Genomic DNA, 10,360 nt, shown 5'->3' with positions numbered 1-10,360 from the left:
GCTTTTGCTCTCATTGGCTTCATGTTACGTCAATTTGAAATTGCCCGTCTCGTAGGTCTTCGTCCCTATAACGCCCTAGCTTTCTCCGGCCCTATCGCCGTATTCGTCAGCGTTTTCCTGATGTATCCTTTAGGACAATCTAGCTGGTTCTTTGCCCCCAGCTTCGGAGTAGCAGCAATCTTCCGTTTCCTCCTATTTCTCCAAGGTTTCCATAACTGGACCCTCAACCCCTTCCACATGATGGGTGTAGCAGGTATCTTAGGTGGAGCTTTACTTTGTGCCATTCATGGTGCAACAGTAGAAAACACCCTATTTGAAGACGGTGAAGGCTCAAACACCTTCCGCGCCTTTAATCCTACCCAAGCTGAAGAAACCTACTCCATGGTGACAGCAAACCGTTTCTGGTCACAGATTTTCGGGATTGCTTTCTCCAACAAACGTTGGTTACACTTCTTCATGTTGTTTGTACCAGTTACAGGCTTGTGGATGAGTGCAGTTGGTATTGTGGGTTTAGCATTAAACTTGCGGGCTTATGACTTCGTTTCCCAAGAATTACGGGCAGCAGAAGACCCAGAGTTTGAAACTTTCTATACCAAAAACATTTTACTGAATGAGGGTATCCGCGCTTGGATGGCTCCTCAAGATCAACCCCACGAACAATTTATATTCCCCGAGGAGGTATTACCACGTGGTAACGCTCTCTAATAGAGTCATTAGTGGTGGACGCGACCAAGAATCCAGCGGTTTCGCTTGGTGGTCTGGTAACGCCCGTTTAATCAACTTATCTGGTAAACTACTTGGCGCTCACGTAGCCCATGCTGGTTTGATTGTCTTCTGGGCTGGAGCAATGACCTTATTTGAAGTTGCTCACTTCGTTCCCGAAAAGCCCATGTACGAACAGGGCTTGATTCTTCTCCCTCACCTCGCCACACTTGGTTGGGGCGTTGGTGCGGGTGGTGAAGTTATTGACACCTTCCCCTATTTCGTCTCCGGTGTACTTCACCTTATTTCCTCGGCCGTTTTAGGTTTTGGTGGTATTTATCATGCCGTTCGCGGTCCTGAAACCTTAGAAGAATATTCTTCTTTCTTTGGTTACGACTGGAAAGACAAGAACAAGATGACCAACATCATCGGCTTCCACCTGATTATCTTAGGCTGTGGTGCGTTGTTGTTGGTGCTGAAGGCTATGTTCTTCGGTGGAGTTTATGATACCTGGGCTCCAGGTGGTGGTGATGTGCGTGTGATTACTAACCCCACACTCAACCCAGCTATTATCTTCGGTTATCTTTTGAAAGCTCCCTTCGGTGGCGAAGGCTGGATTATCAGCGTTGATAACATGGAAGATGTTATTGGCGGTCACATCTGGATTGCTTTAATTTGTATTTCCGGTGGTATTTGGCATATCTTCACCAAGCCTTTTGCTTGGGCGCGTCGTGCTTTTATCTGGTCTGGTGAAGCTTACCTTTCCTATAGCTTAGGCGCTCTTTCTATGATGGGCTTTATCGCTTCCGTCATGGTTTGGTATAACAACACTGCATACCCTAGCGAATTCTTCGGTCCTACTGGTCCTGAAGCTTCTCAAGCACAAGCTTTAACCTTCTTGATTCGTGACCAACGCTTAGGTGCTAACGTCGGTTCTGCTCAAGGTCCTACCGGTCTAGGTAAATACTTGATGCGCTCTCCTACAGGAGAAATCATCTTCGGTGGTGAAACCATGCGTTTCTGGGATTTCAAAGGACCTTGGTTAGAGCCTCTCCGTGGTCCTAACGGTCTGGACTTGGAAAAAATCAAGAACGACATTCAGCCTTGGCAAGCTCGTCGTGCTGCTGAATACATGACACACGCTCCACTGGGTTCTTTGAACTCTGTAGGTGGTGTGGCTACCGAAATTAACTCCTTTAACTATGTGTCTCCACGCGCTTGGTTAGCTTGTTCACACTTCGTTTTAGGATTCTTCTTCCTTGTTGGTCACTTGTGGCACGCAGGCCGCGCCCGCGCTGCTTCTGGTGGTTTCGAGAAAGGTATTAACCGGGAAACAGAACCAGTGATGTTTATGAATGACCTCGACTAGGTTGTTTTCATCTCTATTTCATCACTGACAATATCATACTTTTTATAGCTCTTGTGTCACAGCAAGAGCTTTTTTTATATTTTTTTCATATTTTTTTTATATTTTTTTCATATTTTTTTTGGTATTTTAAACATTTGATATAATATGTAACGTAACAAATAAATTTTACTAAACATCAGATAATGAACGGTTTCAAATTCGGTACGTCTGTATTGACAGTCGCGGTTGGTTTAGTCATGGGAACATCAATCAATCAGATGGTCATTGCTAAAGAAGTTGTTGCAGAATCAGTCATCCAGCCAGTAGTCACAAATGAGGTTATTGCCACATCAATTACTCCTGAAAAAACTGAGACTCCTCCTCAAGCAGGAACTTTCACTTACAGTGCTGGTGATTTACTGGCCAGAAGACCACTGGATTTAGATGTATTTTGTAAAAATTACCCTTTAAATTCCCGCTGTACTAATCAACCTGTCACCACACCAGTAACAAAACCAGAGGAAGTTAAACCTAAACCTACGGAGGAAAAGAGTGAAACTTCTGCAAAAACTCGCGGTTGGGCAATCACACCAGAAATTAGTACATTAGGTGTGGGTGCAACAGTCACCAAATCTATTACACCTAATATTAATGCTAAAGTTGGGGTTAATGGCTTAGGTATAAGTAGAGATATTAACTTGTCTGATGTTGATTATAAAGCCGATCTCAACCTGTTAAATATATCCACCCTCGCTGACTACCATCCTTGGAAAAATGGTGGTTTCCGTTTGACTGGAGGCTTGGTATTTCAGGACAATAATATAGAAGGAACTGGGAAACCCAATGGTGGAGAAATTAAGATCAATGATCAAAACTATGACTCCACAACTGTGCTTACATCAGTGAAAACCAAGGTTTCTTTTGGCAATAGTGTCGCACCGTATATTGGTATTGGTTGGGGTAATGCCGTGAAACCTGGTAAACATTGGGGATTTTCCACAAATTTGGGTGTAATGTTTGCCGGATCTCCAAAAGTAGAAATAACACCTGGATTTGGTACAGGTGCAACACCCGATTTACAACAGGAAATTAATAATAACATTGAAGCAGAAAGGAAAAAAGTGCAGGATGACCTTAATTGGTTGAATATTTATCCTGTTTTTTCTCTTGGTGTTTCTTATCAATTTTAGATAAAGATTTAGGGTGTGTCAGTTGTTTAAAATCTGTTTATTATTACAGACTTATCAGATTTGATACACCCTAAAAAAATCTGAATTGTCACTTGCTATAATTAAATTAACTTGGATTTTATGCTGAGATATACAAATGATAATAACCAAACATCGCGCTGATAGAGTTATGCTTTATAACATCAGTTGGCAGCAGTTTGAGAATCTGCTGCAAGATTTGGGAGAAAATCGGGCGGCTAGAGTAGCTTATGATGATGGAAATTTAGAAATTATGACACCTTTACCAGAACATGAACAATATAAAGAAGTAATTAGTGATGCAGTTAAAGATATCGCTGAAAAGTTGGATTTAAACTATGAAAGTTTAGGTTCAACAACCTGGAAGCGAGAACGCAAAATGGCAGGAATTGAAGCTGATAATTGTTTTTATTTTCAAAATGAACCCTTAGTTAGGGGTAGGTTAGATTTAGATTTGCAAAAAGATCCACCTCCGGATTTAGCTTTAGAAATTGATGTTAGCAATAAGTCTTTAAATCGGTTTCCTATTTATGCTCGTTTGGAAGTTCCTGAGATTTGGTGTTATGATTCTGGTGAATTGACAATTTACAGCAGTTCCCGATCTTATGAAGTACAAATATTAATAATAAAACTCTTGTGGTGCGGGCATCTTGCCCGCACAAGGTGTACCTCACTCAAAGCTACTTGCTGTATCTTTTGCAATCTGGTGAATATTTGGAATCTGAGAGAAGTTTAGTATTTCCTAGTTTAAAAATTCGAGATTTACCAAAATTGATTGAGCAAAATCGGGCTGGTAGACGAGCAATTAGAAAAGCAGTGAGGGAATGGGTAAGGAGTAAAAAGTGAAAGAAAGAATAAAAACTTATGATCCTACATTCATTGCTGCTAAAAATGCCTTTTGACTTACATCTTTATACACTGCTTGTAAATATTTCATTACTAATTCACCCGCAGGTAAATTAGTTGTATTTTCCTCATCTTTTGCTAAAGGAATTGTTCCTAATACATCTAATACTGTTTCAGTCACAGCAGGTGAAATTACCACTAAAGATGATTCTAACGGCTGATTATATCGCCAAAAATCATCTATTTTAACGGGATATTGATGTTCAGAAACTTCTGGTTGCATTTCCGATGTTTCTTGAGTTGTTTCTACATTTTTACTGCTGCGTAATTGACGTAAATCACTGATAATTTGCTCTTTTGTACGTCCACGTAGTTGAAATAATACAAAAGGATCTTCACTAAAGCGATCGCCTAATTGATAATATACCGCACCGATATGTTTACAAGGAACAGCTTTATCAGGACAAGAACATTTACTGTGAACATCAGTCAGAGTAAAGGGAAATAATGATAAACCGTTACTGATAAAAACTTCCTCGATATTTTGTGGCATTTCTCCTGCTAATAATTTAGCGGCAAAAATCGCTTTTTGGGACATTGTTTCCACAATATAACCCCATTCTTCATCACTAAAAGCATCAAGAGATAAAGACACTTTATAAGGTTCTACTTCACTACCCTGCACTCTAGCTAATACCTTCCCAGCCTTAAATTTAATACTCAGAACATTTCCTCCTCGAGAATAATTTCTTGCCCGTTCTAAGCGCTTTTTAAATCGGTAAGAATCCAGTAAATCTAACCATCTTTGTGACCACCATTCCCGACTTGCTTGTAAGGTTTCGTTACTCATAATCTTTCATCTTTTTGTGGTGTTAGCAATAGACCTTCTCCATTTATTCAAAGTATCATTGAAAACTCATGTATCAACAATTCTCTAACCAATTTCGCAAATCCTCTACATCATCTAAATCAAATATTGCCTCTCCCAAAGCTTCAATAATTTCTATATTTAAACTTCTAATTTTGGTTTCTAATTCTAGATCAATCTGTCCAAATTTCCTATTAATTTGACGAATAATTAAATTTTTTTCCCTTTCAATTCCCCTTTCAATTCCCCTTTCAATTCCTTTTTCAATTCCCTTTTCAATTCCTTTTTCAATTCCTTCTTCCATCCAACTGGTAACAATTTGCATAACTTCCTCCTTTTCCTCTGTTATTAATGTACCTACTTCTATTTGAAATTTATCTTCTTCAATTTTATTCAATCTCAAATATGTGTCAATAAAACCTGATATCAATTGCATTTTGGCTGGATTTAATTTTAAGGTGACTAATAACCTTAAACATTCTGCTTTGACCTTTGGCCTATCTTCTGGTGCTATGCTCATTTTCGACATCAAAGCCGATGCAACTGGATTTTGACGGGTTAAAAAGTCTCTCCAGTTGAGTTGATTTAGTTGCACCACCTGATAATTAAATTTTAGCACCTCAAAATCAGGAAAGTTGATTTGATAGTTATTCACAGCTACGGTTTTCGGTGAGTCGTAGGAAAATATCACTATCGGATATATTGGTAAGTCCAATTTTTCATCTAATCTGGCAAAATAACGAAACATTCTTTGATTAAATTTCGGTCTTGCACCTGATTCTGCCTCAATATGAATCACAAAATAAGAAAGTTGACCTAAAAATTTAGCTTTGGCTATCAGGTCGGTTTCATATTTATCTCCTGCAGTAACATCAGTAAATATTTCCTTGTCCAAGAATATAATTGATTCCGTGTCTATATATTCAAGGACTTGAGGAAAGAATAATTCTATAAATTCTATGAAAAAGGTTGATATTAGTTCTTTGAATAAGCGGTCATGGTCTATGTTTTCTTTCATATTTTTATCTAAGTTAGGATTTACATGATTTAAGAACCAACGGTTTTTTAAACTTCATCTTCTTCAATGATTGCATGACGATCTAATATTAACAAATTTCTTAATTGATCAGTATCCATTTCTGTTAACCAATCTTCTCCTGCACCTACAACTTGTTCTGCTAATTGCTTTTTACTTTCAATCATATCATTAATTTTCTCTTCTAAAGTTCCTGTACAAACAAATTTATGGACTTGAACATTGCGAGTTTGACCAATTCTAAATACTCTATCTGTAGCTTGATTTTCCACTGCGGGATTCCACCATCTATCAAAGTGAAAAACATGATTTGCTCTAGTTAAATTTAAACCCACACCACCAGCTTTTAATGATAAAATCATAATTGGTGGTCCTTGCGGGTCATGTTGAAATCTATCAATCATTTCCTCTCTTTGTTTTTTACTGGTGCTACCATATAAAAAGAATATTTCTCGTCCTAATCTATTTTCTAAATAAGGTTTTAATAACTTACCCCATTCAGCAAATTGTGTGAAAATTAAAGCCCGGTCTCCTTCTGCCACAACCTCATCTAACATTTCTTCTAATCTTTGTAATTTACCAGAATGATGTTTTTCTAAAGTTGCTAATTTTAAATATTGGGCAGGATGATTACAGATTTGTTTTAACTTCACTAATAATCCTAAAATCATACCCCGACGTTGTAAACCTTCCGCAGATTCAATCTCTACTAAAGATTGATCTACTAATTGTTGATATATTGTAGCCTGTTCAGAAGTTAAACCACAAAAAACAGTCATTTCTTGCTTTTCTGGCAGGTCTTGAATAATATCTTTATCAGTTTTTAATCTTCGTAAAATAAAAGGTTGCACTAAAGAACGTAATTGATTTAAAGAAGCAGTATCACCATACTTTTCAATAGGCATAGCAAACCGTCTTTGAAAAAATTGTTTATTACCTAAATAACCGGGATTCAGGAAATCTAAAATAGACCATAATTCTTGTAATCTATTTTCTACAGGTGTTCCGGTTAAAGCAATACGAAATGTAGTTTCTAACTGTCGAACTGCTTGGGATTGTTTAGATTCTGAATTTTTTATATTTTGGGCTTCGTCTAAAACAATTATTTGCCATTCAACGGTTTTTAAAAGTTTAATATCGCGGTGAATGAGTGCATAGCTAGTAATAACTAAATCATGTTTATTAACAGTTTCCGTAAATGCTTTACCTTTAGGACGTTTATCACCATGATATTCTAAAACCTTGAGAGTCGGAGCAAATTTACTTACTTCCTTTTGCCAATTGCCCATAACTGAAGTAGGACAAACTAATAAAGTTGGTTTTTCTAAAACATTTTCTTCTTTGAGATGAAGTATAAAAGCGATGAATTGAATGGTTTTACCTAATCCCATATCGTCCGCTAAACAAGCGCCCAAACCCCATCTTTCTAAAAACGCTAACCAAGCTACACCACGTTCTTGATAAGGTCTTAATTGTCCGGTAAAATTGCCAGGAGTTGGTAAAGTTTGAATTTCTTGATTATTAGTTAATGCCCCAATTAATTCCTCTAACGCACCCGTAGCTTCAAAACTAACAACAGGTAATTTTTCAATAACTTGAGTATCTCCTTTACTAATACGTAAAGCATCTTCTAGACAAAGAGACATTTGTTCCTTACGGGAACTAAAAAAGTTTTGGGCGGTTTTGATATCTTGGGGACGTAATTCTACCCATTCACCATTAATTTCTACTAAAGGACTATTTAATTTTACCAATTTATCAAACTCAATTTTAGAAATTGTTTGTCCACCAATTGCTAATTGCCATTGAAAGTTTAATAAACTTTGTAAACCTAAACGTCCTGATTTTTGTTGAGGACTTTCGGCACTAATTTTTAACCCTAAACGGTTTGCCCACCCTTCCCGATTTGCTAAACTAGGAGGTAAAATTACTCCTAAACCGCTATCTTCAAATCTCCAAATTATAGCTTTGATAAATTCATAAGCTTCTGTAGGAGTCAGGTGGCAAAATTCGGGAGATGCAGTTTCTAAACTTGAAGTAATTATAGGATACAATCGAGAAGCCAAACCCAAACCTCGTAAAAAGGTTTCTTGAGGTTGTTCAATTGTCCGATGTTGATAAACTAATTTATCTACAGGTTGCTGCCAAATTATCGCTGCTTCTATTAAAAATTCCGGGTTATCTACTGCTTGCAGAAAATACTTTAAAGTCCAATTTGGTTCTTGATTTTCTGGAGGAATTAATTGGAAACAAGTTCTAAATAATGCTTTCCCTGTAAGTTGATATTGTAAGGGTAAAGTCCAGGCTTTTAAAGTAGTTTTTAAACGTTCTCCTCCTGCCCCATTAATTGTATTATTTTCGTTATTATTTTCATGAATTAATCCTTTTAACCATTGCTGTAATACGGTAGGTAAAGACATCATGATTCTCGGTTCAAGGGGAGATTGAGAACCAACCATTAACCGCAATTGATGATCTGTAATGTGATTGAGGAATGATAATATTAATTCTTCAGGTAATAATGGTAAATCAATTGCGAGATTTTCGATATTTTGTTGATAGGTTCGACAAGCTAAAGGTATTTTTGAGGCAAATTTTTCTAATCTAGTGACATCTATCGCACTATCTAAAAGTACCTGCCATTTGGCAACTAAATTGCTATCTTTTTTCTCAATATTTGGCAGAAATTTACACCGAGAAATCAAATCTAAATGCCATCTAAAAATATGTACCCAGAAATGAATATCTGCTCCTAATAAAGCTGCTTTACTGTCATTTGGACTCAGAGGTAAAGAGCTAAGAAATTGAATTGCTAATGCTGGAGTAAGACAAAAACCCTCAATTTTCCAAGGATGTAAATATTGTGAAGATGAGTAGTTTATATCAACACCGACAGAATAAACTGGAGAAATTGTTGTTAATTCAGATTTATTACTCTCTACAAAATCAGTTGGTAAAGAAATTATTTGTGAGTGAATAGGTAATTTGATTTCTGTTGTTGGTTGACCTTTAATTCTTTGTTTATTAGTAGTATTTGGCTGAATTAAATTAGCAATTGACAAATTAGATGTTTCTAACCATTCATTTAATTCCCCTGATGTCATAGCCAATGGGTGTAAATAAATTTCAGCAGATACTTCAGTATGCACCTGTGAAGAACGCCAAATTTCCCCCCAAATAAAGAAATAGCTATTTTGATGATTTATTACCCAAGTTCCGTGTAAAATTGCCATGTTTGAATATACTAATTATTTTTTAATTCTTAAGCTGTTGAACATTTAACTTGCATATTGCCTACAAGTAAAACTTTTGTGGGGTGGGCATCCTGCCCGCCCGAATTATGCAACTTAAAGGTTTTTCAGCTTATCTCTATTATCTCGCATTTTGAGTTAAGAGATAAAACTTGTCGGCGATTATAAATCGCTACTACACAAACAAAGTCCACCCAGGTGGACTAACAGAAAAATTAATATTTTTAAACCCATGCAGATGGGTTTTGACTGTGTAGGCGCGACTTCTAGTCGCCCAAGTTTTTAACAACTACTGAGAATTAAAGGATTTTCAGGATTAATACATTCAATGCTATAATCAACAAATAACTACTTGGTATCATATCATGATGATTACTCAAGAATTAGAATGCAAAGAAAACATCTCCCAAGATGTAATATTTCCCCCAAGTGATTTATATAGTGATGAACCGACCGTGGAAACAGAACTACATCTAAGACAAATAATTCTACTTTTCAAATGTCTAGAATGGTTATGGAAAGATAGAAATGATTTCTATGCTGCGGGAAATATCACCATTTACTATAGTCCTAATCAGAAAAAATCTGAATATTTCCGAGGTCCTGATTTCTTTGTGGTCTTGGGAACAGAACGCAAAACCCGGAAAAGTTGGGTGGTTTGGGAAGAAGATGGTAAATATCCTAATTTCATTTTAGAAATTCTCTCACCAACTACAGCAAATACAGATAGAGAATACAAAAAAGAACTTTATCAAAATACTTTCCGCACACCGGATTATTTTTGGTTCGACCCTTATACACTAGAATTTGCAGGTTTTCATTTAGTAGACGGAGAATATCAACCTTTGGAAGAAAATCAGCAAGGACATTTGTGGAGTCGTCAGCTAGGTTTATATTTAGGAATTGATCAAGGACTATTACGGTATTTTACACCAACAGGAGAGCTAGTTCCTACACCTGAAGAAACCGCAGAACAGGAAACTAAAAGAGCAGAAAAAGAAGCGAGAAAATCAGAACGTTTAGCAGCAAAATTGCGGGAATTAAATATAGATCCGGATACAATTTAATCCCGTTGCTGGGTTACTCTGTTGCTTAACTTCA

General features: G+C 36.8%; 8 protein-coding genes. 5 read left to right on the top strand and 3 right to left on the bottom strand.

Annotated elements, in window-relative coordinates; genetic code table 11:
- The 4 genes from H6F39_RS15260 to H6F39_RS15245 form a co-directional block, all read left to right on the top strand.
- Positions 1-705 (top strand): photosystem II D2 protein (photosystem q(a) protein) (locus H6F39_RS15260; protein ID WP_190396962.1); only part of this gene is annotated, 705 nt, incomplete at its 5' end.
- Positions 689-2,071 carry a photosystem II reaction center protein CP43 gene (gene psbC / locus H6F39_RS15255; protein WP_137907836.1) on the top strand — a complete coding sequence of 461 codons (1,383 nt, stop codon included), beginning with the start codon at positions 689-691 and terminating at the stop codon, positions 2,069-2,071. The genes H6F39_RS15260 and psbC, both read left to right, overlap by 17 nt.
- A 182-nt stretch (positions 2,072-2,253) precedes the next feature.
- Positions 2,254-3,240, top strand: a complete 987-nt coding sequence (locus H6F39_RS15250) for a hypothetical protein (protein WP_190396961.1) — start codon at positions 2,254-2,256, stop codon at positions 3,238-3,240.
- 136 nt (positions 3,241-3,376) lie between these two features.
- On the top strand, positions 3,377-3,994 hold the full coding sequence (locus H6F39_RS15245; protein ID WP_190396960.1) for a Uma2 family endonuclease: 618 nt from the start codon (positions 3,377-3,379) through the stop codon (positions 3,992-3,994).
- Between the two features lie 126 nt (positions 3,995-4,120).
- Here the strand turns inward: H6F39_RS15245 and H6F39_RS15240 are convergent, their stop codons facing one another.
- From H6F39_RS15240 to H6F39_RS15230, 3 genes are all read right to left on the bottom strand, one after another.
- Positions 4,121-4,954, bottom strand: coding sequence for an SWIM zinc finger family protein (locus H6F39_RS15240; RefSeq protein ID WP_137907834.1), 834 nt, complete (start codon positions 4,952-4,954; stop codon positions 4,121-4,123).
- A gap of 73 nt (positions 4,955-5,027) precedes the next feature.
- Positions 5,028-5,990: a DUF4351 domain-containing protein gene (locus H6F39_RS15235; RefSeq protein ID WP_190372540.1), complete on the bottom strand. Its 963-nt coding sequence runs from the start codon at positions 5,988-5,990 to the stop codon at positions 5,028-5,030.
- A 47-nt stretch (positions 5,991-6,037) separates the two neighbouring features.
- Positions 6,038-9,241: a DEAD/DEAH box helicase gene (locus tag H6F39_RS15230; protein WP_137907832.1), complete on the bottom strand. Its 3,204-nt coding sequence runs from the start codon at positions 9,239-9,241 to the stop codon at positions 6,038-6,040.
- Between the two features lie 383 nt (positions 9,242-9,624).
- On the opposite strand from H6F39_RS15230, the gene H6F39_RS15225 reads away from it, so the two are divergent.
- Entirely contained in the window at positions 9,625-10,326 is a 702-nt protein-coding gene (locus tag H6F39_RS15225) for a Uma2 family endonuclease (protein WP_190396959.1), read from the top strand.
- The last annotated feature ends 34 nt before the right edge of the window (positions 10,327-10,360 follow it).

The organism is Dolichospermum sp. FACHB-1250, assembly GCF_014696335.1.
Taxonomy (GTDB): Bacteria; Cyanobacteriota; Cyanobacteriia; order Cyanobacteriales; family Nostocaceae; genus Dolichospermum; species Dolichospermum planctonicum.
This window is presented reverse-complemented; position numbering and strand designations above follow the sequence as displayed.

Bases quoted from the DNA above. Each gene is read 5' to 3' on its own strand.
- H6F39_RS15230 (WP_137907832.1), bottom strand. From the start codon at position 9,241: ATGGCAATTTTACACGGAACTTGGGTAATAAATCATCAAAATAGCTAT.
- H6F39_RS15240 (WP_137907834.1), bottom strand. From the start codon at position 4,954: ATGAGTAACGAAACCTTACAAGCAAGTCGGGAATGGTGGTCACAAAGA.
- H6F39_RS15235 (WP_190372540.1), bottom strand. From the start codon at position 5,990: ATGAAAGAAAACATAGACCATGACCGCTTATTCAAAGAACTAATATCA.
- H6F39_RS15245 (WP_190396960.1), top strand. From the start codon at position 3,377: ATGATAATAACCAAACATCGCGCTGATAGAGTTATGCTTTATAACATC.
- H6F39_RS15250 (WP_190396961.1), top strand. From the start codon at position 2,254: ATGAACGGTTTCAAATTCGGTACGTCTGTATTGACAGTCGCGGTTGGT.
- H6F39_RS15225 (WP_190396959.1), top strand. From the start codon at position 9,625: ATGATGATTACTCAAGAATTAGAATGCAAAGAAAACATCTCCCAAGAT.